This is a genomic window from Pseudomonas sp. rhizo66 (assembly GCF_031931925.1).
In the GTDB taxonomy this organism is placed as follows: domain Bacteria; phylum Pseudomonadota; class Gammaproteobacteria; order Pseudomonadales; family Pseudomonadaceae; genus Aquipseudomonas.
Genome location: NZ_JAUJWZ010000001.1, coordinates 240,735 through 265,734 on the forward strand (window position 1 = coordinate 240,735; position 25,000 = coordinate 265,734).

A 25,000-nucleotide genomic window follows, 5' to 3' on the forward strand; every position below is an offset into this window, starting at 1 on the left:
TTCCCATGAGCGTAGATGCACAAGATGTAGTACTCGTCGTCGAGGACGAACCGGTTATCTTGATGATCCTGACGGATTACCTGTCAGGGCAGGGGTATCGCGTGTTGCAGGCCGAAAACGGCGAGCAGGCGTTCGAAATTCTTGCGAGCAAGCCACATCTGGACATGTTGATCACCGATTTCCGTTTGCCCGGCGGGATTTCCGGCGTGCAGATCGCCGAGCCGGCCGTCAAGCTGCGCCCGGACCTTAAAGTGATTTTCATCAGCGGTTATCCGCAGGAAATCCGCGAAACCGGCAGCCCGATCACGCGCAAGGCGCCGATCCTGGAAAAGCCGTTCGACCTGGATGTGTTGCAGGAAAAGATTCAGGAATTGCTCGCCTGATATCTGCGTAGGAGCTGCCGCAGACTGCGATCTTCTGATCTTGTTCATCAAAAGATTGCAGCCTGCGGCAGCTCCTGCAGTTTCAGCGCTTTCAGCTTTTGATCATCTCCCGCACCTTGGCGGTCAGCAGGTCAAACGTGAATGGTTTGGTGATCATCTGCATCCCCGAATCGAGGAACCCGCCACGCACAGCCGCGTGCTCGGCGTATCCGGTGATAAACAAGACCTTCAAGCCAGGCCGGTATTGACGGCCAACCTCCGCCAGTTGCCGGCCGTTCATGCCCGGCAGACCGACATCACTGATCAGCAGATCGATGCGCTGCGTCGAGTTCAGAATCGGCACGGCGCTGTCGGCATCCCAGGCTTCGACAAAGGCGTAGCCCAATTCACCGAGCACCGCGCAGACCAGCACGCGCACCGCCGGGTCGTCTTCGACGATCAGCACGGTTTCGCCGTCCAGCGCATCGGGTGCCTGTTGAATGTCGGCATCGGGGCTTTCCAGTTCTTCACCGCGAAAACGCGGCAGGTAGAGCCTGACCGTGGTGCCTTCATCGATCTCGCTGTCGATCGAGACATGGCCGCGTGACTGCTTGCTGAACCCGTAGATCATCGACAGGCCCAGCCCGGTGCCCTGGCCGATCGGTTTAGTGGTGAAGAAAGGGTCGAACGCGCGATTGATGACACTCTGCGGCATGCCGCTGCCGTTGTCGGTGACGCTGAGCATCACGTAATCACCGGGTTCGAGGTTGCTGTAGGCTTCAGTGAATTCGCGGGTGAGTACCTGATTGCTGGTCTCGACCACCAATTTGCCGCCGTCGGGCATGGCATCGCGGGCATTGATCACCAGGTTGAGCAGGGCGCTTTCCAGTTGGTTGGGATCCGCCTCCGCCACCCACAGTTTGTCGTTCAGACGCATGTCCAACTGAATGCTTTCGTTAAGGCTGCGTTGCAGCAGCTCCCCCATGGACAGCACCAGGGTGTTCATCTGCACGGCTTTGGAATCGAGCGACTGCCGACGGGAAAACGCCAGCAAACGATGGGTCAGACCGGCGGCACGATTGGCCGAGGTCACGCCCAGGTCGATCAGGCTGTCGAGGTCATCGGTGCGACCACGGGCCAGACGCCGGCGCAATAACTCGAGGCTACCGATGATGCCGGTGAGCATGTTGTTGAAGTCGTGGGCGATACCACCAGTGAGCTGGCCGACCGCTTCCATTTTCTGCGATTGGCGCAGCGCCTCTTCGTTGTGACGCAGTTGTGCGGTGCGCTCTTCGACCTGTTGCTCAAGGGTTTCCAGGGTCGATTGCAGGCGCCGTTCACTTTCACTCAGATCGATCAGCCGATCGCGTGCCTCGTACTGTCGTCGGCGGCCGCGCAATGCGGCGGAAACCATACTGACCAGTGTTGCGGGATGAAACGGGCGTTCAAGGAACGTCACGTTGCCCAACAGATCGCTCAAGCGCGAGGAAGGGCCTTGTTCCTGACCACCGTGATGAGTCAACAGCACAATCGGCAGATCCGACCAGGCAGGTTGCTGTTCCAGATAATGGAACAGTGCTTCCAGTTCCGGCCCGCGCAAGGCTTCGGCGGCGACCAGCACCAGGCCGGCACCCACTTCGATTTCCGAGCACAGCGCACCCAGCGTGGGTGTGACAACTCCGCCGTAACCGGCCTCGTTGAGGATCATCAGCGCAATCTGGCTGTCGCGACCCACGGGCGCGAGAATCAGCGCGCGTTCGGCCAGCGGCACTTGAACCGTCACAAGCGCTCTTCCTGCAGCAACGGATTACTTGCGCCGAGGTAGGTGGGAACGCCGCGCAATACGCCCTGAAAGGCTTCCAGCGGTGCACCGATGGTCATGCCTTGCGTGGAAATGCGGTATTCACGAATGGTCGATTCGTGGCTGCCGGTGCGTTTTTTGATGATCGAGATCGCGCGGCGGACCTTGCCCAGTGCTTCGAAGTAACGCAACAGAATCACCGTGTCAGCCAGATAAGTAATGTCGACCGGCGCTTGCATGTCGCCCACCAGACCATGCTGGGCGACCGTCATGAACGTCGCCGCGCCTTTGCGGTTCAGGTACAGCAACAGTTCGTGCATGTGCAGCACCAGCGCGTTTTCTTCCGGCATTGCCGCCTGATAGCCGTTGATGCTGTCGATGACCACGGTTTTGATTTGACCTTCATCGACGCAGCGCCTTACGCGATGGGAGAACTCGCCCGGCGACAGTTCGGCGGCGTCGACCTGTTCGATCAACAGATTGCCGGTGGCCTGCAGGGCCTTGAGATCGATGCCGATGTTTTTCATGCGCTCAAACAGCAGGCCCAGTTCTTCATCGAAGATAAACAGCGCGGCTTTCTCGCCACGGCCCACGGCAGCGGCGGCGAAGATCATCGAGATCAGCGATTTACCGGTACCGGCCGGGCCGAGAATCAGCGTACTGGAACCCGTCTCGATGCCGCCGCCGAGCAGGGCGTCCATTTCCGGGATGCCGCTGGACAGTTGCAGGCGCGCATAGTCGCCACGGTGTTCAGCCGCCACCAGACGGGGGAATACATGCACGCCGTCGCCCATGATGGTGAAGTCGTGGAAACCGCCGCGATATTTCTGGCCGCGATACTTGACCACCCGCACGCGTCGCCGTTCAGCGCCGTAGTTGGGCGTCAGTTCTTCGAGACGAATCACCCCGTGCGCCACGCTGTGCACGGTTTTGTCGAGGGATTCGGTGGTGAGGTCGTCAAGCAGCAGAACCGTGGCGTTGTAGCGCACAAAGTAATGCTTGATGGCGAGAATCTGTCGGCGATAACGCAAAGAACTCTGCGCCAGCAAACGAATTTCCGACAGGCTGTCGAGCACCACACGCGTAGGTTTGAAGCGTTCGACCGCTTCGAAAATCTGCTTGGTGGCTTCACCCAGTTCCAGGTCGGAGGAGTAGAGCAGGCTCTGCTGGTGCTCGGCGTTGAGCAGGCTTTCCGGGGGCGTCAGCTCGAAGATCTTGATGTTGTCATCCAGCGTCCAGCCATGGGACGACGCCCCTTGCCTTAGTTCGCGCTCGGTTTCCGAGAGCGTGATGTACAACGAGCGTTCGCCGGCTTTCGCGCCGGCCAGGAGAAAATGCAAAGCGACCGTGGTTTTGCCGGTTCCGGGCTCACCCTCCAGCAAAAATACATGACCGCGAGACAGACCACCGGCCAGGATGTCGTCCAGACCCCCAATGCCGGTAGCGGCTTTCGCACTGATCAACTCGTTAGAAGTAGACAAAAAATGCCCTCTCATGACTAAGGGAAGCGAGGCCGCCATCTCAAATGAGCGGCCTGATTAACTTGACCTTGCGCCGTGATGGCAGTTCCGAAATTCCTTGCCGGATGTGTCGTTTGAGCGGTGAAAAATGGCTCAGAGACCCTGCTGCAGGGCCGGATCATCCGGGTTGAGCTGTTCCAGTTGCGCCAACAGAATCTGTACGTTCTGCAGTTGCCCGCTTTCCTTCCAGTAGTTGATCAGCAACACCCGCGCCTTGCGGTCGGCGGGGTGGCGCTGGACGATTTCCTGCAACTGCTTCTGCGCCGCTTCCAGTTCTTCGGCGCTGTGCAGCGTGGTAGCGAGGTCGTAACGGTAATCCTTGTTGTCCGGCTCAAGCTCGACGGCTTTGGACAAGCCGAGCAGGGCGTATTCGCGCTGATCATGGTGCAACAGCCAAAGCCCCAAGGCGTGTTGCAGATACGCCGAATCAGGTTGGGCCTTGAGTTGTTGCCCCAGCAGTTGCCGGGCGGCGTCGGTTTGGCCCTGGCGATCAAGGACATCGATCTGCATCACCAGCGCCTGCAGATTGCCGGGCTCCATGCGCAGGGTATTGTCGAGTGCAACCTGCGCGTCTTTGAGTTCGGCGTTGTGCAGATGCAGGCGGGCCAGTTGCGCGTAGTTGGCGGCACTTTCCGGCTGCGCCTTGAGCGTTTGTTCCCAACCGTCAATCGCCTGTTGCAGCGGTGCGAAATACAGACCCAGCTCATCCGGTGTCAAACCGAGCAGGGCGTTGATCGCGGCAAAACGCACGTTCTGATCCTCATCCTCGAGCATCGGCCCGAGCAACAGGCTGCGCTGCCCGCCCGGCACCAGTCCCACTACGCTTCTGATCGCCGCCAGCCGCACGGCGGGGGATTCGTTTTGCAGGTCCGTATCAGCGAGTTTCAACGCCTGGGGGCTTGGGTAATTGGGCAACTCACCATGCAGCCATACGCGGCGTTTGACCGAGATGTCCGGCCGGCCCAACTGTTGATACAACTGGCGCGCCGCGCCCGGTTGCCCCTTGCGCGCAGCATCGAGCGCTTCGCTGTAGCCGTGCTTGATTGCATCGGGGATGACCGGGGCGGTGCTGCGCAGTGACAACCACGCCACGAGGACGACAAGCACAAGGCCCAGGCTGATAGGCAAGTAGCGGCGAGACTGAGGCATGCAGGTTTCCGAAACAGGCGTTCTTGAGCAGAGCGGCAAGCTTCGGTCAGCTCGGGCCATGAGTCAAACCCTTGCATGCGAATCGCCCTACAAACTGCGTCGACTCAGTTACCCGTCAGTTTTTCGATGCAGTGTCTACGCTTGCACAAGTTGCTTCGATGAGAGTGCCCATGCAAGCCCTGTTCAATTACTTCAAGGCCGTGATCCATCCCGGTCAGGCGGTCCTGCTGTTTGCTCTGCGAACCATCGCGGCGGGGTTGCTGACGTTGTATCTGGCGTTTTTGTTCGATCTCGATCAACCCAAGTGGTCGATCATGGCGGTGGTCATTGTCAGTCAGCCGCTGGCCGGGATGGCGCTGGCACGCAGTTTCGGTCAGGTGATCGGCACGACGCTCGGGGCGGCGGTTGCGGTGTTGATCATGGCGATCTTTCCCCAGGCTCCGCTGCCATTCATCACCACCCTGGCCCTGTGGCTGGCGCTGTGTACAGCCGGCGGCACATTGCTGCGTTACACCAGTTCGCAAGCGTTTGTGCTCAGCGGCTACACCGCTGTAGTCGTGGCGTTATTGGCAATTCCCGATCAGGACGGCACGTTTCTGTTGGCGGTTACCCGCGTCACCGAAACCTTGCTGGCCGTGGCGTGCGTGTGTGTGGTCAGCCTGCTGACGGCGCGCCCGCAAGCGGTTGCCAAGGGCTATTTCGCCAAAGTCGATCAGGTGATCAAACTGGCCGCCAGCCACGCCGCGGCGGTGCTTCGCACGGAAGAAAGCGAGGCCGGGTTCCAGGCCCGGCAAATGCAACTGCTCGGCGAGATCAGCGCCCTTGAAGGGCTGCGGCGGCACTTGTATTTCGATGCGCCACGCTTGCGCAGCGCCAACCATCTGGTGCTGCTGTTAGGCAATCAACTGATGCTGTTGACCTCACGATTGACCGTGTTGCGTCATCAGCGCGAGCTGCTTGCAGAGCGCTGGGAGGGTGATCTGCCGCTGGACATCCAGCGCTTGCGCGCCGAAGAACTTTCGCTACTCGACCAGTTGGCGGAGCAGGGGCGAGCGCTGCCCGAACCCGCACGTCAGCACTTCATCAAACTGCAGCAACAGTTCGAGGCGTTGGCGTATCAGGCTGAGCAGTTGACTGAAAACATGAGCGCCACCTTGCGCTCGCTGGCCTGGGCGCTGCGCTGGGAACAGGCGCGGCTGCTACAGCAACTGGAGCAGATTCTTGAACTGAGCGATGCCATTCAGGAAGGGCGCGAGGCCAGTTGTCTTTATCGCGGTCAGGCCAGCCCGCTGCATCTGGATTTCACCCTGGCGTCGATGAATGCGATCCGGGCGTTCACTGCGTTGCTGGTCGCCGGTTTGATCTGGATCGAAACCGCGTGGGACGGCGCGCGGGGCGGGATGATTCTGGTGGGAATCCTCTGCTCGCTGATGGCCACGTTCCCGCGTCCGCTGATGGCCGCGCAGAGTTACGCCCGAGGTCTGGGGCTGGCGCTGGTGGTTTCAGCGCTCTATCAATTCATGCTGGTGCCGGCCATCAGTGATTTCGAGCTGCTGGCATTGCTACTGGCGCCGCTGCTGTATGTGATCGCAATCGGTCTGGCCAGTCCGGCGACAGCGGGGATCGGCATGGGGCTGGGGTTATCGAGTTTCCTGATGCTCGGCCCGCAGAATGTCGGTACCGGGCAGAACACGGCGATTCAATGGTTCGAATTTGCCGGCGCCTATGTCAGCGCGGCAATGCTTGCGCTGATCGTTTATGCGTGGATTTTCCCGTTTCGCCCGGCATGGCGTCTTCGCCGTTTGTATAACGAAGCGCGCGAGCAGGTTTATGCGCTGACCAAAACTCCCGCGACCGATGAACAACAGTTCGCCTTTGAAAGTCGCATGGTTGATCGCCTGACCAGCATGCTCGGTCTGCTGCCGGCAGCGAATAGCCGCGCCATGCAGCAACTGTATGAAATCAGCCTCGCTTGCGTGGCTTTGGGTGTGGCGATGCATCAGCTGCGGCAGCAGGCACGCAACAATGCGCTGCTGTCGGACGCCTTCAATCAACGCCTGGCTTCGGCCGTGCGCAAGACCGGGCGCTATGTCGCCGGGCGGCAGGATGTGCAACTGGCGCCATTAATGGCCTCCCTGGACACATTGGGCGACGAACTGGACGAACTGCACGTCGCCAGTCATGAGCATGTCTGGTCACTGTTTCGTATGCGTGTGGCGCTGCTGATCATCGTGTCATTCCTGCAGCGCCACGGTGACGCGATTCAGCGTTCTGTTCCGGAAGGAGAAGCAGCCCTTGCCCATTGATTTTGAAATCGGCGGTGTCTATCTGCCGCCCATTGCCCAGGCGTTATTGTTAGCCATCCCGATATTCATGGTGCTGGACTGGGGATTGCGGCGCCTCGGCGTATTACGTCTGGTCTGGCATGAGGCACTGTTCGAAGGCGCCTTGTATGCCTGCGTGTGTGCCACGCTGATTTTGCTGATGGGAGCCTGATGCCTTGAGAGTGCTATTCACGCGATTGATCACATTGGCAGTGGTGTTGCTAGCGATCGTGCTCGGCTGGTTTGCCTGGGAGCATTACACCCGCGCGCCGTGGACTCGTGACGCCCGGGTCAGGGCCGATGTGGTGACGCTGTCGGCGGATGTTTCGGGGCGCATTGTCAGTCTGCTCGTGCAGGACAACCAGCACGTTGATAAGGGGCAGCTGTTGATGGAGATCGACCCGGCGCGCTACCGCCTCGCCGTGGAGCATTCGCGGCGTTCGGTGGAAGTGGCGAAAGCTACGCTGGGCCAGTCGCAAGCGGCAATTGTGGCCAGTGAAGCCTTGCTCAAGCAGCGGCAGAGCGAAGAGCGTCGTCGGCGTACGCTCAAGCAGGGTTTTGCGATTTCCGGTGAGGAGTGGGAGAAATCCAGTACCGATGTGGCGGTGGCCCAGGCGGACCTGTTACGCAATCAAGCCAATCTGGGCCTGGCCGAGGCCAACGTGCAACTGGCAATTGCTGCATTGACCCAGGCCGAACTGGACTTGCAGCGCACCCGCGTCGAGTCCCCGGTCAGTGGCTATGTCACAAACCTGCTGACCCGTCAGGGCGATTACGCGGTGGCCGGTGGCGCGTTATTGGCCTTGGTCGACAGTGATTCGTTCTACGTCAGTGGTTACTTCGAAGAAACCAAACTGCCGCGCATCGATGAGGGCGACAGGGTACGGGTGCAACTGATGAGCGGGGAGACGTTCGGTGGCACGGTGCAAAGCATTGCCTTCGCCATTGCCGACCGCGAGAACGCGCCGGGCAGCCGCCTGCTGGCCAACATCAATCCGAGTTACACCTGGGTGAAACTTGCGCAGCGGGTGCCGGTGCGGATCGAAATCGATGGCGACTACGCCGGCAAAAACCGCCTGCGTGCGGGCACCACGGCCACCGTCACTGTGCTGGAAAACTGATCCATGTAGGAGCTGCCGACGGCTGCGATCTTTTGATCTGCTCTTTTAAAGGCAAGTCAAAAGATCGCAGCCTTCGGCAGCTCCTACAGGGGAACAGTGGCGTTCGGGTGATGTGGCGAGGCATAAAAAAACCCCGCGACCGAATGATACGCGGGGCAAAAAATTTGGTTGGTTGCGGCCAACCAAAGGAGCTCTTTAACAATCGTTTACTTGCTGGCGACTGTCTCCGGTTGCCAGCCGCCGCCAAGGGCTTTGTAGATCGCGACAATGCCGCGATACAGGTCGACTTCGGCCTGGGCCTGGCTGTCTTCGGCGTTCAACCGTTCACGCTGTGCGTCGAGCAGCACGAGGAAGTCAGTCGTGCCTTCGCGATAGCGGATTTCAGCCAGGTCGGCAGCCTTGCGGCTCGATTCGCTTTGACGGATCAGCGAGATCAGGCGTTGCTGGCGTTTGCCGTAATCGCTGAAAGCGTTTTCCGACTCTTCCAGCGCCAGCAGCACTTGTTGCTCGTAAGTCGCCAGTGCGCCTTCGGCATCCGCATCGGCGCCGCGCAAACGGGCACGCACGCTGCCTAGGTCGAACGCTGCCCACGTGATGCTCGGGCCGAGTGCCCAGGCGTTGGCCGCCGAGGAACCGATTTGCGAACCCCGTCCGGCTGTCCAGCCGAGGAAGCCACTGAGGCTGACCCGGGGGAACAGATCGGCTTTTGCCACGCCGATGCGCGCCGTGGCCGAAGCCAGTTTGCGTTCAGCGCTGAGGATGTCCGGGCGACGCTGTAGCAGCTCACCTGGGTCACCGATCGGCAAGGCCTTGGCAATCGCCGGCAAGTCTTTTGGACTCAGATCGACGGTCAGTTTGTCCGGACGCTCACCCAGAAGGGTGGCGATACGGTTTTTCTGCCGAACCTGTTCCGCCTGCAACTGCGGCACAGTGGCTTCAACGTTGGCCAGACGCGCATCGGCCCGTTCGACATCAAGCTGATCGCCCACACCGGCATCACGCAGGCTGATGGTGATCTTGCGCGATTCCTGCTGGTTGTTCAGGTTGGCCACGGCAATCTTTTCGCGCAATTGTGCGCCACGCAGTTGACCGTAAGCGTCCACCAGTTCGGCAATCATGGTGACTTGCAGCTGATACAGATCGGCTTCGGCGGATTGCTGGTCGGCGTCGCTGGCTTCCAGATTGCGCTGGATGCGCCCGAACAAATCCAGTTCCCAGGCCATGTCCAGACCGAGGTCATAGCGCTCGCTATTGACCCGGTCGGTGGTCTGGCCGGGGATTTGGCCCTTGGCCAGGTCACTGCTGGCGCGGCTGGTGATGGTTGGCATTGCATCGTTGCTGGCGTCGTCGCGGATCGCCCGGGCGGCTTTCCAGCGGGCAAATGCCACGCGCAGTTCACGGTTGCCTTGCAGCGATTGGGTCACCAACTGGTTTAGGGTCGGATCGTCGAATTGCTGCCACCAGATGCCTTCGAATTTCGAACGGTCGAAGTTCTTTTGCCCGGCGGCGCCGTCGGTGGCGGCCGTGATATTGGCCGCCTCCGTGGCTGGGGTCTTGTAGTCGGGGCCGACGGCGCAGGCACTGAGTGCCAGCACCAGCAGACTCGGCAGGAAGACTTTCAGACTCATTGTTGCGCCTCCAGTTTCATGGCCTTGGCCGCTTTGCGGGCCTCACTGCGTTCAACGAAGTTACGGATCAGTACGTAGAACACTGGCGTCAGCAACAGACCGAAGAAGGTCACCCCGAGCATCCCGGAGAACACCGCCACACCCATGGCGTGACGCATCTCGGCACCGGCACCGCTGGAGAACACCAGTGGCACCACACCCATGATGAACGCGAAGGAAGTCATCAGGATCGGCCGCAGACGCAGACGGCAGGCTTCCAGTACCGCTGCGAGCGGGTCGAGGCCTTCTTCCTGTTTGTCCTTGGCGAACTCGACGATCAGAATCGCGTTCTTACAGGCAAGTCCCACCAGTACGATCAAACCGATCTGGGTGAAGATGTTGTTGTCACCGCCCGAGATGATCACGCCGGTAATGGCCGACAGCAGGGTCATCGGTACGATCAGGATCACCGCCAGTGGCAGGCTCCAGCTTTCGTATTGAGCGGCGAGCACCAGGAACGCCAGCAGTACGCAAAGCGGGAACACGAACAGCGCAGTGTTGCCGGACAGAATCTGCTGGTAGGTCAGGTCGGTCCACTCGTAGGTCATGCCGTTCGGCAGTTCATCTTTCAGCAGTTTCTCGATGGCTTTCTCAGCCTGACCGGAGCTGTAGCCGGGGGCTGCGGCGCCGTTGATTTCTGCGGTGATGAAGCCGTTGTAGTGCATTACACGATCCGGGCCGGAGGTGTCGCTGACCTTGATGAAGGTCGCCAGCGGGATCATTTCGCCTTTGTTGTTACGCACTTTCAGTTGACCGATCTGGTCGGATTCAAGGCGGAATTGTTGCTCGGCCTGAACGTTGACCTGATAGGTGCGCCCGAAGCGGTTGAAGTCGTTGGCATACAACGAACCCAGATAGATCTGCAGGGTGTCGAAGATGTCGCTGACGGCCACGCCGTGGGTCTTGGCTTTCTCACGGTCGATGGCGGCATCGACCTGCGGCACGTTCACGGTGTAGCTGGTGAACAGGCCTGCCAGTTCCGGCACGCTGTGGCTCTTGTTGATGATGTTCATGGTTTCTTTGTACAGCTCGTCGTAGCCCAGGTTGCCCCGGTCTTCGATTTGCAGGCGGAAACCACCAATGGTGCCCAGACCTTGTACCGGCGGTGGCGGGAAGATCGCCATGTACGCCTCTTGAATGTTCGCGTATTGGCCGTTCAAGGCACCGGCAATTGCACCGGCGGACATGCTCGGGTCTTTACGCTCGTCGAACGGTTTCAGGGTCACGAACACGATGCCGGCGTTCGGGCTGTTGGTGAAGCCGTTGATCGACAGACCCGGGAACGCAACGGCGCTTTCCACGCCTGGCTGTTTCAGCGCCATGTCGGACATGCGCTTGATGACTTCTTCGGTGCGATCCAGGCTCGCGGCGTCCGGCAGTTGCGCGAAGGCCACCAGGTATTGCTTGTCCTGGCCAGGTACGAAACCGGTCGGCGTGCTGGAGAAACCGAAGAAGGTCAGCACCATCAGGCCTGCGTACAGCAGCAGGGCGATGCCACTGCCACGGATAACCCGGCGCACGGTGCCGACGTAGCCATGGCTGGCACGATCGAAGAAACGATTGAACGGACGGAACAACCAGCCACCAAAGATCTTGTCGAGCACCTTGGAGAAGCGGTCTTTCGGTGCGTCATGGCTTTTCAGCAACACGGCGGCCAGCGCTGGCGACAGGGTCAGCGAGTTGAACGCCGAGATCACGGTCGAAATAGCGATGGTCAGTGCGAACTGCTTGTAGAACTGCCCGGTGAGGCCGGAGATGAACGCCGCCGGAACAAACACCGCACACAGCACCAGTGCCGTTGCGATGATCGGGCCGGTCACTTCTCGCATCGCCCGTTTGGTCGCTTCGACCGGTGTCAGTCCGAGTTCGATGTTCCGTTCGACGTTCTCCACCACCACGATGGCGTCGTCCACCACGATACCGATGGCCAGTACCAGGCCGAACAGTGACAACGCGTTGAGCGAGAAGCCAAACAGGTGCATGACCGCAAACGTACCGATCAGCGATACCGGCACCGCCACCAACGGAATGATCGAGGCGCGCCAGGTCTGCAGGAACAGGATCACCACCAGTACCACGAGGATCAGCGCTTCGAAGAGGGTGTGAACCACCGCCTCGATCGAACCGCGTACGAAGATCGTCGGGTCATAGACAATGCTGTAGTCCATGCCTTGCGGGAAGTTTTTCTTCAGCTCGTCCATTTTTCCGCGAACATCGTTCGAGATGTCGATGGCATTGGAGCCTGGACGCTGGAAGATCGGAATGGCCACTGCCGGCTGATTGTCCAGCAACGAACGCAGGGCGTATTGGCTGGAGCCCAGCTCGACGCGAGCGATGTCTTTGAGGCGAGTGATTTCACCGTTGTCGCCTGCGCGAATGACGATGTTCTCGAATTCTTCCTCGCTGACCAGACGGCCCTGCGTGTTGACCGACAGCTGGAAGCTTTGGGCATTGGGGGCAGGGGGCGCACCCAATTGACCGGCAGCGACCTGACGGTTCTGTTCACGAATTGCGGTGACCACATCCGTCGCAGTCAGATTGCGCGAAGCAGTCTTGTTCGGATCAAGCCAGACCCGCAGCGAGTAATCGCCCATACCAAACAACTGCACATCACCAACACCGTTCAGACGAGCCAGCTCATCCTTGATGTTGAGGATCGCGTAGTTGGACAGGTAGAGCATGTCGTAGCGCTTGTCCGGGGAGGTCAAGTGCACAACCATGGTCAGGTCGGGCGAGGCTTTGTCGACGGTGATACCGATGCGCGTCACTTCCTCGGGAAGCTTCGGCTCGGTACGGGTCACCCGGTTTTGCACCTGCACCTGCGCGTTGTCCAGGTCAGTGCCCAGGGCGAAGGTGATGGTCAGGGTGATCTTGCCGTCGGCGGTCGATTGCGAGGACATGTACAGCATGTTCTCGACGCCGGTGATGGCCTGCTCCAGCGGAGCGGCCACGGTTTCACCGATGACTTTAGGGTTGGCGCCCGGGAAGTTGGCACGTACCACCACGGTTGGCGGCACGACTTCCGGGTATTCGCTGATCGGCAGCTGGAACAGCGAGATCGCACCGGCGATCAGGATCAACAGCGACAGCACCGCTGCGAAGATCGGCCGTGAAATGAAGAATTGGGAAAAATTCATCGGAGTTGTCGTCCCTTAACCGCGTGGGGTCGTAGCAGCCAGCTTCACAACCGAACCGGACGCGCCTTTGGCAGGGGCGACTTTGGGCAGGTTGCTGGCTTCCAGCGCTTGACGTTGTTGAGCGAGTGCCGCGATGGTCTGTTCGCTGGCCATCGGCACCACTTCAGGGGTGACCGGGGAGCCAGGACGAACCCGTTGCAGACCCTTGACGATGATCGTGTCGTCCTTGTTCAGGCCGGTACGGACGATGCGCAGGCCTTCGATTTTCGGACCCAGTTCAACGGCGCGGTACGCGGTTTTGTTGTCAGCATCCATCACCAGTACGAACTTCTTGCCCAGGTCTGTGCCGACCGCTTCGTCATTGATCAGCATGGCGTTGTAGGTGCCGCTGCCGACCAGTTTCAGGCGTGCATACAGGCCCGGGGTGTAGGTGCCGGCGCTGTTGTCGAACACTGCGCGACCACGGATGGTGCCGGTCTTCGGGTTGACTTGGTTGTCGACGAAGTTCATCTGACCGAGGTGCGGGTTGCCGTCTTCGTTGGACAGCCCCATGTACACCGGGGTGGTAGCGCCGCGCTGACCGTTGCGGGCGAGTTGGGTGTATTTGAGGAATACACGCTCGTCGGCGTCGAAGTAGGCATAAACACGGTCGGTAGAAACCACACTGGTCAGCGGGGTGGTGTCGGCGGTCACCAGGTTACCGGCGGTGATCTCGGCACGGCTGACGCGACCACTGATTGGCGCGGTCACGCGGGTGAAGCTGAGGTTCAGTTTGGCCAGGTCCAGTTGCGCTTGCAGGGCACCGACGGCGGCGCGGGCTTCTTGGGCAGCGCTGGTGCGCGAGTCGGCCAGTTCGGCGGAAATGGCGTTGCTGGCACGCAGGCGTTCGCCACGACCGGCTTCGTTTTCACTGCGGGTGGCATTGGCGCGGGACTGGGCAACCAGGGCTTCGAGGCGGCGTACCTCAGCCTGGAACGGACGCGGATCGATCTGGAACAGCAGGTCGCCTTTCTTGACCAGAGCGCCTTCAGTGAAAGCCACCGCGTCAATCTGGCCGGAGACCCGTGGACGGATTTCAACGGTTTCCGGCGCTTCGAGGCGCCCGGTGAATTCGTCCCACTCGTTGACCGGTTGTTCCAACACCTTGGCCACGCTGACTTTCGCAGCAGGCAGGGTGGCGGCAGTCTCCGGAGTCTTGCCGCAGGCGCTCATCACCAGTACGGCCAACATGGCCAACGGGAAGCGCAAATGTTTGAGTGACTGTTCCATGGATGCATCCGCCAATGTATTGAAGATGGGCGGATGATGCTCGGCGGGGTGTGATGGCACGAATCGAATGAAGCAAAGGTAACTATCATTCGGAATGATATAAGACCCGAACGAGCCCTCTAGCATGCACCTTTCGTTAGGTGGCTATCAATCTCTTCGGGGCAATTCTGTGTTGCCCGATGTGCAAAAGTCAGGAGCGAGGCTGCGCGGCGAGGATTACGCGGGGATTAATAACTGTGGCGAGGGAGCTGGCACCCTCGCCACACAAGCTTCAGAGTTTCGGCAACTGGCCGATGCGTCCGATCATTTCAGTCACGATCTGCAGATCCAGCTGGAATTGCTCGACAGTCTTGAACTCGCCATCGGTGTGACCGGTGTACTTCACATCTGGCATGGCCAGACCGAATTGCACGCCGTTCGGCAGTTCATGCACCGAGGTGGCGCCAGCAGAGGTGCCAAATTCGTGTTTCATGCCGAGGTTTTCAGTCGACACCGCCAACAGCGCCTTGACCCACTCACCCTCAGGGTTGCGGTACATCGGCTCGGCGATCGAATAGTCGAAGGCAACGGCTACGTCGCTCTTCTTGCTCCACGCCGCCAGTTTCTCAGCAATTTCAGCCTTGAGCTTCTCCGGCGACTTGCCCTTCGGAACGCGCAGGTTGACCGCGAGTTTGAAGGCTTTTTCGTCCATGCCAACGTAGGTCGGCGATGTTGTCAGCGGCCCCATGAACGCATCGGAGAAACCGACACCCAGTTTGTTGCCGAGGTAATCCAGACCCCAGTTATCGGCGACATAACGCGCGGCATCGGTGATGTGGTTGTGCTTGAGCGCGACCTTGCCATCAACGCTATTGATGAAGTCGAGCATGCGCGCCACCGGATTGACCCCGGACTCGGGCTCGGAGGAGTGCGCGGACACACCGGTCACCGTCAGCTTGACGTCCTGGCCATCGACCTTGGCGCTCACTTCGAAGTTGCCACCGTTGCGCTTGGCGTATTCGGCGCCGGCTTTCTGCAAACTGGCAGCCAGTTCGGCTGGCTTGTCGGTCACCAGCGTGGCGACTGACGCCGAGGGAATCTGGTTGGTCGCCAGACCACCGGTCATCGCGATGATTTCCGCACCTTTGCCTTCACCTTTGCGTTTGGCAAAGTTAGCCATGACGGTGCCGTAGCCTTTCTCGGCAATCACCACCGGGTAGCCACCATCCAGTGCGAGGTTGTAGTTCGGCGTCGGATTGCGTTCGAAGTAGTACGGAATCGCATCGCCTGTTGTTTCTTCGGTGGTGTCGACCAGCAGCTTGAAATTGCGCACCAGCGGCAGTTTTTCTTCCTTGATGACTTTCATCGCATAGAGCGTGACGACGATACCGTTCTTGTCATCCTCGGTGCCGCGACCGTACATGCGATCGCCGATCAGGGTGATCTTGAACGGGTCGAGGCGGGTGCCATCCTTGAGCACCCAGTTTTCCGGCGTCACCGGCACCACGTCGGCGTGCGCATGAATGCCCACGACTTCATCACCGCTGCCGTCGAGGGAGATCTCGTAGACGCGATTGTCGATGTTGCGGAATTTCAGATTGAACGACTCGGCCAGGCTCTGGATCTTTGCCGCGATCTTGATGAATTCCGGGTTGTCGTGCTGCTCAACGCCGTCCTTGCGATAAGTCGGGATTTCCACCAGTTCGCGCAGGGTTTCAGTGGCGGCAGCGCTGTACTTCGCACGCGTGTAGATCCCCAGCAATCGATAGATTTCGTTCTGCTGGTCGGCGTTCAACGTCTTGCTGTCGAGAAAAGCACTAATGGCCGGGCCGATGTCGGCAGTTTTTGCCAGATCGTTCTTGCCCAGATTGCCGAGGAACTGGTGGAAATCGGTGGTTTTGTCGGCGCTGTAGGTCTTGAGGATTTCAGCGCTCTGTTGTGGGGTGATATTGGCTTGCGCGGGCGCCGTGAACACGGAAAGACCGGCCAGCATCAAGGTGGTGGCAGCCAATTGCTTGAAAGGGACATTCATTACGAAGGGCATTCCTTTGCAGGGCAGTTTAGAAAGGTGTGTCTCAACGTTGATACACATACATTTACAAACTAACACCGTGCCAGAGCCTTGCGGGAGTTCAGAAAGAGATCTGTCGCACAAAAACGCAAAAGCGGCGCACAAATGAAAAAGCCCGGGCAGGCAGCCTCGGGCGCTGCCGTTCTTGCGCGGATAGTTGACGATTATCAACTTCCGGCCTGCAGTCCCGGCCCACACTCTGATCCTGTGCTGAACTCACCTGCGCCGCTGGCGCAGGGAAAAGTCACCATGGCCACTCTGCAAGTCGTGATCTGAATTGGGCTTGATGGGTTGTCGTTTCATTCGTCAGCCGTTTCTACCGAGGCTTTCCATGAACATCAAGATTACCGAGAGACAGGCACCCCATGGCTGGGTCGTGCATCTGGATGACTGGGAAGTGAGCTTCAAGCATCAGCAAACTGCACAAGACTTCGTCGATCGGCTTCAGGCTCGTATCGACGCGCCGCATGTCTGGCCCGCCACCTTAGGCCAGACGTTGTTGACGGAGCCATTCAGGGCTCGTCGTGTGGGCGTCGCAAGCCTTGTGTGAACCCGTTGAGTCAAGCACAGAGCAGCGCGTAAAAGCCCTGCAGGACAGGCCACGTCATGAGTGAAGTATTCGATCTGTCGGATGCCGCGATGGCACTGGGGATCGGCATGCTCATCGGGCTTGAGCGTGAACGGCACAAGGGCACCGGCGACGCGCGACATTGCGCGGGCTTGCGCACGTTCGCCATTACCGCGTTGCTGGGGTATGTGGCGCTGCAGGTCGGCGGCGGCCTGTTGTTGGGGATCATGGCGGTCTGTGTGACGTTGCTGATCAGCGTCGCGTACTGGCGCAGTCTCAGTGATGACCCCGGCGTGACCAGCGAGGTTGCGTTACTCACGGTGTTGGTCTTGGGCGCGTTGTGCGCCAGCGCGCCGGCGCTGGCGATCGCCCTCGCGGTGGTGATTGCGGGGCTGCTGACGTATCGCGAAAAACTCCATCACTTTGCCAATAGCCAGTTGAGCGAGGCTGAAATGCGCGACGGCCTGGTCTTGCTGATCGCAGCCCTGGTGGTGCTGCCATTGGCACCGGATCGTTACGTCGGCCCGTATGCGGCGATCAATTTACGCACTGTTTGCACCCTGACGGTGTTGCTGATGCTGGTGGGCGCGACGGGTCATATCGCCGTGCGAGCGTTGGGCTCACGCTATGGCTATGTCATCAGTGCAATAGCCTCCGGGTTCGCTTCCAGTACCTTGACGATCGCCACCATGGGCCAGCGGGTTGCCCATGAGCCGGACAACATTAGAATCCTCAGCGCCGCCGCTATTCTGTCCAATCTCGCCACGGTGATTCAGGTCGGGCTGATCCTCGCCACGGTTGATCCGGGCTTGTTGCGCAGCCTGTGGGCGCCGTTGTGTTTCGGACTGGTGGCAACAGCGTTGTATGGCGCCTGCCTGATGTTTCCCGACCCGACGCGGGGCACTCAACGTGAACCGATCAAGACGGCCAAAGCGTTCAACCTCAAACTCGCCTTGATCGTGACCCTGACTATCACCAGCATCACGGTGCTGTCATCGGCAATGCTCAGCCACTTTGGTGAGGTGGGTGTGATGCTCACAGCGACACTCACAGGCTTTGCCGATGCGCACTCCGCTACGGCTTCTGTGGCGAGCCTGGCCAAAGCGGGACAGTTGCCCTATGACGCCATAGCCGCGCCCGCACTGATTGCCGTCAGCAGTAACTCGGTGAGCAAGTGTGTGGTGGCCTGGATCAGTGGCGGCAAACGCTTCGCCGCCTATGTGATCCCGGGCCAGCTATTACTGACGCTGGCGATGTGGGCGGGCACCTTGTTGCTCTGATCGCAGGCCGGCTCGCAACCGGGCTCGAAAAGGCGGATGCGGCAGGGATTCTGGCTCGGGTCACAATCCGGACTGTTGCTGACAAAAATCAATTGGCTGGCGGCCGCATCGTTCACGCTGAAGGCCTATTCCTTCTGTTGGCCGCGTGCCGAGGTGCCCCATGTCGCAAACTCAGCGTTTACTGTTGATCGCTCCTCCAGCCATGGAGCGCACGCCGGCGTTTGAGCGCGCCGCTGCACTGGCGCAGGCGATGCAACTGCCGCTGCACATCGTGGCCTTTGACTATGTGCAAGCGCTGGCGGTGGCAGGCCTGTTTGCCCCTGAGCAAATCCGCCTGGCCCGCGATGGTTATCTGCACACCCATCGTCAGTGGCTCACAGAGCAGGCGTCACTGCTTGAAAGGCATCACATCAAGGTCACCACTGAGGTGGTCTGGGTTCATGATCCGTTTGCCGAGATTCTGCAGTTCGTCAACGAAATGCCGGTGATGTTGATCATCAAGGATGCCCGGCACGAGTCCGCGCTGGAGCGGATTTTTTACACACCACTGGATTGGCAGCTGTTGCGCGACTGCCCCGTGCCAGTGCACTTGGTGACCGACGACACGCATCCACGGCCACGCAATGTACTGGCCATCGTCGATGTCATGCGTAGCGAAGAACAGGATTGCCTGTTCAACGACCAGATCCTCAATGCCGCCACCCGGCTGGCTGAGCAATGTGATGCCAGGCTCGAACTGGTGCATGTGTATGACTGGGCGGCGGTTTACGCCACGGATATGGGGTTCGGCGCCTTGCCGTTAGCAACCGGTATCTATGAAGCGCAGGGCAGCGCGCAGCATGAGGCGTTTGCGGCGCTGGCTGAACGTCACGGCGTACCGGACTCGCGCCGGCATTTTATCGAGGGCGCGCCGGTACCGAGTATTTGCGAGTTCGCCGTCGAGCAGCAGATTGACGTCATCGTGATGGGCACGGTGCAGCACCACGGGCTGAGCAAGTTACTGGGTACCACCGCCGAACAGTTGCTGCATCGAGCGCCGTGCAGTGTGCTGGCGATCAAACCGCAACAGACATTGCAGTCCTGAACCTTGCCGGCCCTCAGCGCCGGTGCCGAGTGTGCGCGGTATTCGTTGCCGGGGAGCATTCTGGCGGTCAGACCAGCCGTCACGGCGTGAGCACGATTGCACCGTTGAATTGCCCCGCTCGTAAAACCGCCAGGGCCTGGTTGGCGTCCTCTAGGGCAAATCGGGTGATGTCGCAGTGCACGGGAGTGTGGCGTAGCTCCTGGAAAAACGCAGTGCCGTCTTCGCGGGTCAGGTTGGCGACCGAGCGGACACTGCGCTCACCCCACAACAAACGATACGGGAACGCCGGGATGTCGCTCATGTGGATCCCGGCGCAGACCACACAGCCACCCTTGGCCGTCACTGCCAGCGCTGCCGGCACCAGTGCGCCCACCGGGGCGAATATCAGGCTGGCGTCGAGCAAGTGTGGTGGCGGCTGGTCGGACGGCCCCGCCCATTCGGCACCCAGTGAACGGGCATAGGCTTGTCCGATGTCGTCCTCGGGGCGGGTAAACGCGTAGACCTTCTGACCACGCCCGAGCGCGACCTGAATCGCCAGGTGCGCCGCCGCGCCAAACCCGTAGAGCCCCAGATGCTCAGCGCCGCGAGCCATTTGCAATGCACGAAAGCCGATCAGCCCGGCACACAGCAGGGGCGCGGCTTGCTGGTCTGAAAGGGACTCGGGAAGGGCAAAGCAGAAGCGCGGATCGGCAACCGTGTATTCAGCGTAGCCACCGTCCAGATGACAACCGGTGAACCGCGCCTGATCGCACAGGTTCTCACGACCCGAACGACAGAACTCGCACACGCCGCACGTCCAGCCCAGCCAGGGCACGCCGACTCGTCGGCCGATCCACTCAGGCGTGATGTCTTGGCCCACCGCCGTGACTTCACCAACGATTTCATGGCCCGGCACCCTTGGGTACACAGCTTGGGGCAATTCACCATCGAGCAAATGCAGGTCAGTGCGGCACACCCCGCAGGCCAGTACTTTGAGGAGGATCTGATCGGGGGCGGCTGTGGGAACAGAGCGCTCTTCGCATTGCAACGGCTGGCCGGGAGCATGTAGAACCATGGCGCGCATGTTCAAAGCTCCATTGCAGACGTGTTCAGTGGGTCTGGCGATTACAGCCAGACACCATCTGCCTGAGGCCGTCCATGTTCTGGATCTTCACGTCGCGCCCACTGATCTCGACCAAGCCCTGATCACGCAGGTGCGCAATGCCGCGACAGATGGTCTCCAGTCGCAGGCCAAGGTAGGAGCCGATTTCTTCACGGCGCATTTTCAGCACGAACTCTTTGGAGGAATAGCCTCGCGAGCTCAGACGGTGCGAGAGATTGAGCAGAAACGCCGCCAGGCGCTCATCGGAATTCATGTTGCCCATCAGCATCAACATGCCGTGATCGCGCACGATCTCCCGGCTCAGCAGCTTGTTGAGATTGTGTTGCAAGGACGGAAGGCTTTGCGCCAGTTTTTCCAGTTGGGCGAAGTGAATCGGGCAGACTTCGCTGTCTTCCAGCGCATATGCAGTGCAAGCATGTTGGTCGGCACTGATGGCGTCCAGGCCAAGCATTTCGCCGGGGATGTGAAAGCCGGTGACTTGTTCGCGGCCATCGACGGACAAAACACTGGTTTTGAATGAGCCTGTGCGCACAGCGAACAGCGAGCGTAGCGGGTCGCCTGCGCGATAAAGTGCAGTGCCTTTTTTGACCTTGTGGCGTTGCACGATCAGCGTGTCGAGGCGATCGACATCCGGTCCAGTCAGGCCGATTGGCAGGCACAACTCCACCACACTGCAGTTGGAACACGCAGCCTTGAGAGGCAGGGGCGGGCGCGGGGAAGAAACTTCAAGCATGGGAAAGGTACCTTTGAGGTGTGTGATAAGCATAGGTGTCGTAGCGACGCACACGCTTTTCATTTGGCCTTTCACCTTGATTACGGACGAACGGGGTGCCCGGTTTACCGAGGCCCTGGCAACTTCGCTTCTATTGAGCTTCAACGTGGGGGGTGAAACTTGATGTAAATCAAGTCCAGGGGGTAGCAGGCTTGCAGAATCGACGAAATGACAACGGTCTATCAGTCTTTTGCGGAGCGTTCCCCCTCATGAGTGATTTTCTGAATGCTGAGCAACTGGAAGGGTTGGACGCCTACTGGCGTGCTTCCAACTACCTCGCCGTGGGGCAAATTTACCTCAAGGACAACCCGCTGTTGCGCGAGCCATTGACGCTGGCTCATATCAAGCCGCGACTCTTGGGGCATTGGGGGACCACGCCGGGGCTGAACCTGATCTATACCCACCTCAATCATGTGATCAATCAATACGATCTGAACATGTTGTTCGTCGCCGGCCCCGGGCATGGCGGGCCTGCGGTGGTCGCGCAGACTTGGCTGGAGGGCACTTACACCGAGTACTACCCCTCGGTGGAGCGCAATATCAACGGTTTGCAACGCCTGTTTCGGCAGTTTTCCTGGCCCTACGGGATCTCCAGTCATGTGTCCGCGCAGGTGCCCGGGTCGATCCACGAAGGTGGCGAGTTGGGATACAGCCTGGCTCATGCCTACGGGGCGGCGTTCGATAATCCGGATTTGATCGTGGCCTGTGTGATTGGCGATGGCGAGGCCGAAACCGGCACACTGGCCGCCAGTTGGCATTCCAACAAGTTTCTCAATCCTGCGCGTGACGGCGCGGTGCTGCCGATACTGCACCTGAACGGCTACAAGATCGCTAACCCGACGATCCTGTCCTGCATCAGCGAGGACGAACTGTCGGCCTTGATGTATGGCTATGGTTACGATCCTTACTTTGTCGAAGGCAACGAGCCGCAGCGGGTGCATCAAGACCTTGCCAGAACCCTCGATACCATCGTCCGCAAGATTCGCGACATCCAGCAACGCGCGCGTCAGCCTTCGGCCTCTGTGGAACGGCCATTATGGCCAGTGCTGATACTGCGCACCCCGAAAGGATGGACAGGCCCTGAATTTGTCGACGGCCATCGCGTCGAGGGGACCTGGCGCGCCCATCAAGTGCCATTGGCGGATTTCCAGCAACCGCTGCACGTACGGCAACTGGAAGACTGGTTGAACAGCTACCGCCCTCACGAACTGTTTGACGACAATGGCGCTCTGGCCCCGGAAATAGCCGCGTTAGCGCCAACCGGTCAGCGGCGCATGGGTGCCAACCCCCACGGCAACGGTGGTCAGCTGTTGCAGCCGCTGAACCTGCCACGCTTTACCGACTATGCGGTGAATCTGCCAGCGCCAGGTGCTGTGCGTGCTGAAGCTACGCGCCTGCTCGGGACATACTTGCGCGATGTCATGAAGGGCAATCGAACATCGAGCAACTTCCGTTTGTTCGGCCCTGACGAAACCGCCTCCAACCGACTGGACGCGGTGTACGAGGTCACCGCCAAGGCCTGGATGGAGCCGTTAATAGCAGAGGACATCAATCTGGCCCCTGACGGCCGGGTCATGGAAATCCTTAGCGAGCAAGTGTGTGAGGGTTGGCTAGAGGGCTATCTGCTGAGCGGTCGTCACGGCTTGCTGTCGTGTTACGAGGCCTTTATTCATATCGTCGACTCTATGGTCAATCAGCACGCCAAATGGTTGAAGACCGCTGCCGAAGTGCCGTGGCGCAAACCCGTCGCGTCGCTGAACTTGCTGCTCACCTCACACGTCTGGCGCCAGGATCACAACGGGTTTTCTCATCAGGATCCGGGGTTCATCGATCTGGTAGCGAACAAGAAATCCGACATCGTTCGTATCTACCTGCCGCCCGATGCCAATTGCCTGCTGTCAGTGGCCGAGCATTGCCTCAAGAGCCGTGACTACATCAATGTCATCGTCGCCGGCAAACAGCCGGAATGGCAGTGGCTGGACGTCGATGCAGCGTTGCGTCATTGCCAGGCCGGGATTGGCCGCTGGGAATGGGCCGGTCGCAACGACGCACAGCCTGACGTCGTCATGGCCTGCGCCGGCGACGTGCCAACCCTGGAAACCCTGGCTGCCGTGACCCTGTTGCGTGGCTATGTCCCGGACTTGCGGGTGAGGGTGGTGAATGTCGTGGATCTGATGGTGCTGCAGCCTGAATACCAACACCCCCATGGCTTGCCCGACAGCGCGTTCGATGAATTGTTTACCCTCGACACGCCGGTGATCTTTGCCTTCCACGGTTACCCGGCGTTGATCCATCGCCTGCTGTACAAACGCCGCAATCACGATAATTTCCACGTGCGTGGTTTCAAGGAGGAGGGCGCCACCACCACGCCGTTCGACATGGCGGTCATCAATAACCTGGACCGTTATCAATTGGCCCTGGATGTGATCGAGCGTGTTCCATGGCTGCACGAGCAAGTGCCGGCTGCGAGGGCGCGCTATTGGTCAATGATGGAGAAACACAAGCTGTACCTCATTGAGCATGGCGAGGATCTGCCCGAAGTCCGGAACTGGCAGTGGACGCCGCCCATTGTCCACTGACTGCTTACTTGCTCTTCCAGTATTTCTGCATTTCGAGAAACAGGAAGGAGGCCGTCCAGGTGATCAGCACCAAGCCCGTCAGGGCCTCCAGCCCAGTGAGATACTTGAGATTGCCGACTGGAGAAATGTCACCAAAACCGATGGTGGTGTAAGTCGTGAAGGAGAAGTACACGCAATCCATGTAAGAGCCGTCGAAGCTGCCTGTCAGGCGCCCCCACTCGCCGGTCCGCGACATCAGAAAATAGACCAGGGCGAAGCACCAGACCTCGATGGCATGGGCCAGCAGTCCGCCAAACACCCCGACGACGATGCGGAACCGGCGCCAGTTTTTCAGTTTCGGCAGCCAGTCGTTCAGGCGTAACAAACACTCGTAATGAATCAACACCGCAGCGACCACCACGAGGGTGTTGATCAGCGTCACGATCAGCATCGCGACTCTCCAGCGTCAGATGGCAAGCAAAGCCGGGGGTGACTGGATACTTGAGTTCACGCCAGCATCAGATGATCTTCGACTTTGCTCACGCCCGGCACCGACCAGGCCGCCCGTTCTGCGATCTGACGCTCACGCCACAAGTGAACCCGGCCTTCGAGGGTCACCACATCGCCTTCGACTTTGACGCGAATCTTGTGGGCGTGCAGTTCGGCGTTGCGTTTGAGCGCCGCCTCGATGCGCTCCTGAATATCGAAAACGTCCAGTCGTGGGCGCAGGATCAGGCGATTGTTAACGGCCGTTACGCCGGACAGCTTGCGCACTGAGCTTTCAACGGTTTCCTTCTGGTATTGCCAGTCCACTTCACCTTCCAGCGTGACCCGTCCGTGTTGCACGGTGACTTTGACATCGCCTTCGGCAACATCGGAACTCCACAGGATGATTCTCAAGGCACGCTGGGCGATGGTGTCGTCCCCGGTTCCACCATTGTTATTGAGTCTGACCTCGAGTTCTTCGGCCAGCGCACGCACACCCTTGATGCTTTTTACCGCCCGTTCTGCACTGACTTTTTGGGCGAGGGTGTTGACGTGCCCGGACAGCGTGACCACGCCGTTGTCCACGCTGACACCGATGTTCGCGGCGTTGATGTCTGGCTGGAATTCGAGCTCTTCCAGAATGGCTTTGCGCAGATCCAGATCATTCATGACGGCGGTCTCTCTTCTCAATGGTTGCTCACGTTCGGCGAATGCCGCTCATGCTTTTTCTACGCTTGAACGGCGAAAATT

The 25,000-nt window shown here is 59.7% G+C and carries 19 protein-coding genes; 8 read left to right on the forward strand and 11 right to left on the reverse strand.

All coding sequences use genetic code 11. The features are described from left to right. Positions 1-5: 5 nt before the first annotated feature. On the forward strand, positions 6-383 hold the full coding sequence (locus QZR14_RS00985) for a response regulator (protein WP_103304982.1): 378 nt from the start codon (positions 6-8) through the stop codon (positions 381-383). A gap of 91 nt (positions 384-474) precedes the next feature. Here the strand turns inward: QZR14_RS00985 and QZR14_RS00990 are convergent, their stop codons facing one another. From QZR14_RS00990 to QZR14_RS01000, 3 genes are all read right to left on the reverse strand, one after another. Then, on the reverse strand, positions 475-2,145 hold the full coding sequence (locus QZR14_RS00990) for an ATP-binding protein (RefSeq protein ID WP_311995635.1): 1,671 nt from the start codon (positions 2,143-2,145) through the stop codon (positions 475-477). Next, entirely contained in the window at positions 2,142-3,644 is a 1,503-nt protein-coding gene (locus QZR14_RS00995) for an ATPase domain-containing protein (protein ID WP_250605240.1), read from the reverse strand. The genes QZR14_RS00990 and QZR14_RS00995 overlap by 4 nt, the downstream gene beginning before the upstream one ends. A 132-nt stretch (positions 3,645-3,776) precedes the next feature. After that, a complete protein-coding gene (locus QZR14_RS01000) occupies positions 3,777-4,832 on the reverse strand; it encodes a tetratricopeptide repeat protein (RefSeq protein ID WP_311995636.1) in 1,056 nt (351 codons plus the stop codon). 170 nt (positions 4,833-5,002) lie between these two features. Between QZR14_RS01000 and QZR14_RS01005 the strand changes: the two genes are divergently transcribed. The 3 genes from QZR14_RS01005 to QZR14_RS01015 are packed head-to-tail and all read left to right on the forward strand — an operon-like array spanning position 5,003 to position 8,277. Continuing rightward, on the forward strand, positions 5,003-7,138 hold the full coding sequence (locus QZR14_RS01005) for an FUSC family protein (RefSeq protein WP_311995637.1): 2,136 nt from the start codon (positions 5,003-5,005) through the stop codon (positions 7,136-7,138). Beyond that, positions 7,128-7,328, forward strand: a complete 201-nt coding sequence (locus QZR14_RS01010) for a DUF1656 domain-containing protein (RefSeq protein WP_016987298.1) — start codon at positions 7,128-7,130, stop codon at positions 7,326-7,328. The genes QZR14_RS01005 and QZR14_RS01010 overlap by 11 nt, the downstream gene beginning before the upstream one ends. A gap of 4 nt (positions 7,329-7,332) precedes the next feature. Continuing rightward, entirely contained in the window at positions 7,333-8,277 is a 945-nt protein-coding gene (locus tag QZR14_RS01015) for an HlyD family secretion protein (protein ID WP_311995638.1), read from the forward strand. A 206-nt stretch (positions 8,278-8,483) separates the two neighbouring features. On the opposite strand, the gene QZR14_RS01020 is transcribed toward QZR14_RS01015, so the two are convergent. From QZR14_RS01020 to QZR14_RS01035, 4 genes are all read right to left on the reverse strand, one after another. Beyond that, positions 8,484-9,905: an efflux transporter outer membrane subunit gene (locus tag QZR14_RS01020; protein ID WP_250605236.1), complete on the reverse strand. Its 1,422-nt coding sequence runs from the start codon at positions 9,903-9,905 to the stop codon at positions 8,484-8,486. Continuing rightward, on the reverse strand, positions 9,902-13,081 hold the full coding sequence (locus QZR14_RS01025; protein ID WP_250605235.1) for an efflux RND transporter permease subunit: 3,180 nt from the start codon (positions 13,079-13,081) through the stop codon (positions 9,902-9,904). Before QZR14_RS01025 ends, QZR14_RS01020 begins: the two co-directional genes overlap by 4 nt. 15 nt (positions 13,082-13,096) lie before the next feature. Next, on the reverse strand, positions 13,097-14,350 hold the full coding sequence (gene mexE, locus QZR14_RS01030; RefSeq protein ID WP_250605234.1) for a multidrug efflux RND transporter periplasmic adaptor subunit MexE: 1,254 nt from the start codon (positions 14,348-14,350) through the stop codon (positions 13,097-13,099). 271 nt (positions 14,351-14,621) lie between these two features. Beyond that, a complete protein-coding gene (locus tag QZR14_RS01035; protein WP_311995639.1) occupies positions 14,622-16,361 on the reverse strand; it encodes a dipeptidase in 1,740 nt (579 codons plus the stop codon). Positions 16,362-16,731: 370 nt separating this feature from the next. Here QZR14_RS01035 and QZR14_RS01040 point away from each other — a divergent pair, with 370 nt between their 5' ends. From QZR14_RS01040 to QZR14_RS01050, 3 genes are all read left to right on the forward strand, one after another. Beyond that, positions 16,732-16,950: a hypothetical protein gene (locus QZR14_RS01040; RefSeq protein ID WP_250605232.1), complete on the forward strand. Its 219-nt coding sequence runs from the start codon at positions 16,732-16,734 to the stop codon at positions 16,948-16,950. 56 nt (positions 16,951-17,006) lie between these two features. Continuing rightward, positions 17,007-18,248 (forward strand): MgtC/SapB family protein, encoded by a 1,242-nt coding sequence (locus QZR14_RS01045; RefSeq protein WP_311995640.1) that lies wholly within the window; start codon positions 17,007-17,009, stop codon positions 18,246-18,248. Positions 18,249-18,408: 160 nt separating this feature from the next. Next, on the forward strand, positions 18,409-19,332 hold the full coding sequence (locus QZR14_RS01050; protein ID WP_311995641.1) for a universal stress protein: 924 nt from the start codon (positions 18,409-18,411) through the stop codon (positions 19,330-19,332). 79 nt (positions 19,333-19,411) lie between these two features. On the opposite strand, the gene QZR14_RS01055 is transcribed toward QZR14_RS01050, so the two are convergent. After that, positions 19,412-20,395, reverse strand: coding sequence for a zinc-dependent alcohol dehydrogenase family protein (locus QZR14_RS01055; RefSeq protein WP_311995642.1), 984 nt, complete (start codon positions 20,393-20,395; stop codon positions 19,412-19,414). A 25-nt stretch (positions 20,396-20,420) separates the two neighbouring features. Beyond that, positions 20,421-21,167, reverse strand: coding sequence for a fumarate/nitrate reduction transcriptional regulator Fnr (fnr, locus tag QZR14_RS01060; RefSeq protein WP_250605228.1), 747 nt, complete (start codon positions 21,165-21,167; stop codon positions 20,421-20,423). Between the two features lie 248 nt (positions 21,168-21,415). Between fnr and QZR14_RS01065 the strand changes: the two genes are divergently transcribed. Next, the gene (locus QZR14_RS01065) at positions 21,416-23,785 is read left to right on the forward strand and encodes a phosphoketolase family protein (protein ID WP_311995643.1); all 2,370 of its coding nucleotides are present in this window, start codon (positions 21,416-21,418) and stop codon (positions 23,783-23,785) included. Positions 23,786-23,789: 4 nt separating this feature from the next. Here QZR14_RS01065 and QZR14_RS01070 read toward each other — a convergent pair whose 3' ends face one another. Together QZR14_RS01070 and QZR14_RS01075 are read right to left on the reverse strand one after the other, a co-directional pair. Next, entirely contained in the window at positions 23,790-24,215 is a 426-nt protein-coding gene (locus tag QZR14_RS01070) for a potassium channel family protein (protein WP_250605226.1), read from the reverse strand. Positions 24,216-24,271: 56 nt separating this feature from the next. Continuing rightward, positions 24,272-24,919, reverse strand: coding sequence for a BON domain-containing protein (locus QZR14_RS01075; protein ID WP_311995644.1), 648 nt, complete (start codon positions 24,917-24,919; stop codon positions 24,272-24,274). Positions 24,920-25,000: the final 81 nt, after the last annotated feature.

What these genes read in the sequence shown, in the direction of transcription:
- fnr (WP_250605228.1), bottom strand. Translation starts at nt 21,167, where the DNA reads ATGCTTGAAGTTTCTTCCCCGCGCCCGCCCCTGCCTCTCAAGGCTGCG.
- QZR14_RS01055 (WP_311995642.1), bottom strand. Translation starts at nt 20,395, where the DNA reads ATGCGCGCCATGGTTCTACATGCTCCCGGCCAGCCGTTGCAATGCGAA.
- QZR14_RS01050 (WP_311995641.1), top strand. Translation starts at nt 18,409, where the DNA reads ATGTCGCAAACTCAGCGTTTACTGTTGATCGCTCCTCCAGCCATGGAG.
- QZR14_RS01065 (WP_311995643.1), top strand. Translation starts at nt 21,416, where the DNA reads ATGAGTGATTTTCTGAATGCTGAGCAACTGGAAGGGTTGGACGCCTAC.
- QZR14_RS01020 (WP_250605236.1), bottom strand. Translation starts at nt 9,905, where the DNA reads ATGAGTCTGAAAGTCTTCCTGCCGAGTCTGCTGGTGCTGGCACTCAGT.
- QZR14_RS01000 (WP_311995636.1), bottom strand. Translation starts at nt 4,832, where the DNA reads ATGCCTCAGTCTCGCCGCTACTTGCCTATCAGCCTGGGCCTTGTGCTT.
- QZR14_RS01035 (WP_311995639.1), bottom strand. Translation starts at nt 16,361, where the DNA reads ATGAATGTCCCTTTCAAGCAATTGGCTGCCACCACCTTGATGCTGGCC.
- QZR14_RS01025 (WP_250605235.1), bottom strand. Translation starts at nt 13,081, where the DNA reads ATGAATTTTTCCCAATTCTTCATTTCACGGCCGATCTTCGCAGCGGTG.
- QZR14_RS01075 (WP_311995644.1), bottom strand. Translation starts at nt 24,919, where the DNA reads ATGAATGATCTGGATCTGCGCAAAGCCATTCTGGAAGAGCTCGAATTC.
- mexE (WP_250605234.1), bottom strand. Translation starts at nt 14,350, where the DNA reads ATGGAACAGTCACTCAAACATTTGCGCTTCCCGTTGGCCATGTTGGCC.
- QZR14_RS01070 (WP_250605226.1), bottom strand. Translation starts at nt 24,215, where the DNA reads ATGCTGATCGTGACGCTGATCAACACCCTCGTGGTGGTCGCTGCGGTG.
- QZR14_RS01045 (WP_311995640.1), top strand. Translation starts at nt 17,007, where the DNA reads ATGAGTGAAGTATTCGATCTGTCGGATGCCGCGATGGCACTGGGGATC.
- QZR14_RS00985 (WP_103304982.1), top strand. Translation starts at nt 6, where the DNA reads ATGAGCGTAGATGCACAAGATGTAGTACTCGTCGTCGAGGACGAACCG.
- QZR14_RS01005 (WP_311995637.1), top strand. Translation starts at nt 5,003, where the DNA reads ATGCAAGCCCTGTTCAATTACTTCAAGGCCGTGATCCATCCCGGTCAG.
- QZR14_RS01040 (WP_250605232.1), top strand. Translation starts at nt 16,732, where the DNA reads ATGAACATCAAGATTACCGAGAGACAGGCACCCCATGGCTGGGTCGTG.